Source organism: Oleiphilus sp. HI0067 (assembly GCF_001635735.1).
Genome location: NZ_LWFI01001114.1, coordinates 1 through 1,592, shown reverse-complemented (window position 1 = coordinate 1,592; position 1,592 = coordinate 1). Strand labels below are relative to the sequence as shown.

Below are 1,592 nucleotides of genomic sequence, written 5' to 3'. Positions count from 1 at the left end.
GTTTGCACCTCTTTCATCAATTTTTTAACGCGATCTGAATACTCAAAATCCATGCTCTTTGCCTTCAGTGATTCTTATTTACGTGGCAAGCAGTTTAAAAACCGAAATAAAATCATTGAAGTTTATTTTATTTATATCGTTAAATAAAAATTAGTGATACTAAGTCAAATATTGAGGCTTCTCAGATGCTGTTGAACAAAATTGATATGAACCTATTTATCGTGCTCGATGCGATCTATAGCGAACGCAAGCTCACCAAAGCAGCAGAAGTGCTTCATATTACGCAGCCTGCAGTCAGTAATTCTCTTGCGCGCTTACGTGCGCATTTCAATGACGAATTGTTTGTGCGCCAGTCGGGGCAAATGGTCCCTACCCCGCTCACTGAAAACATCATTGAGCGCGTACGAGAGGCCCTCGCCTCACTGCAAAGCAGTCTCAACGAACATGATGCCTTTGACCCATTGCAGTCAACGCGAACTTTTCGTTTCTCAATGAACGACACATCAGAAGCCTATGTATTACCGCGCTTAATGCATGTACTTCAAAAAGAAGCCCCGAATATTCAAATCGAGAGTTACAGTATTCCGCGTAGCGATATGGTGCGCGCGTTCAGCGCCGGTGAGCTCGACTTTGCCCTTGATGTACCCATCATTAACGACAGCAATCTCGTCAATACGCCAATTGCTGACGACCGTTATGTATGCGTCGCACACCCAGAACATCCGCGCATTCAAGGTGATCTGAGCCTCGATCAATACATGAAAGAAGCGCATATTCATGTATCGAGTCGACGAAAAGGAGGTGGCCAAATTGATGCGGTACTTGCTCGATTAGGTCTTCAACGCGAAATTAAACTACGTATTCAACACTCGCGCGCAGCGAGCCCAATCGTCGCGCAAACAGACATGCTCCTCACCATTCCTGAAAGCCTGACACAAGGCACTGAACTACAAATACTCGAACTACCCTTCGCCATTCCAAAGCTAGACTGGCACCTATACTGGGCCCAACGGCATGAGAATGATCGTGCGCATCAATGGATGAGGGAGAGGATATTTGAGGTTTTTGGGGAAGAGTAATATTTGAAAAGCCATTAGGCTGTTAACGGAATGCTCTATTGCTTAAAAACAGCGAAGACAGCCGATCGATAGATTAGATCGGCTATTAATCAAGAATAGTCAAAACCTATTGGCATTCTGAAGGAAGATGCTTTACTAGTAAGTTTTCTCCATAACAACTCCAATATACATTTCCTTCTTCAACATAAGGTTCCAGAACTATGTATTGTTCCTTCCCCTCTTCATTTATGCCAACTTGAGCTCCTATAACACCATTTTCATAGATCGCAATTTGTGAACTTTGGGTTGCATTAGAAATATAGTTTTCTGAATAGCCCAATGTTTGAAGTGACTCAGGCCACGCTTGATTAACCACGGCATATTCTGTTACTTCTTTGCTCACAGCTTCTGCATCTATATAAACTTCTGTATATCGAGCTTTTTGTACATAGTCTTGATATGCAGGTATTGCTACGGCAGCCAAAATACCAACTATCGCAATAGTAATCATCAACGATACCATACCGCCACCAG

The 1,592-nt window shown here is 43.0% G+C and carries 2 protein-coding genes; one reads left to right on the top strand and one right to left on the bottom strand.

The window, feature by feature from the left end; genetic code table 11:
- Positions 1-185 precede the first annotated feature (185 nt).
- On the top strand, positions 186-1,079 hold the full coding sequence (locus A3739_RS16160) for a LysR family transcriptional regulator (RefSeq protein WP_068476141.1): 894 nt from the start codon (positions 186-188) through the stop codon (positions 1,077-1,079).
- Positions 1,080-1,185: 106 nt separating this feature from the next.
- On the opposite strand, the gene A3739_RS16155 is transcribed toward A3739_RS16160, so the two are convergent.
- On the bottom strand, positions 1,186-1,592 hold a 407-nt coding region (locus A3739_RS16155), incomplete at its 5' end, for a pilin (protein WP_369821107.1).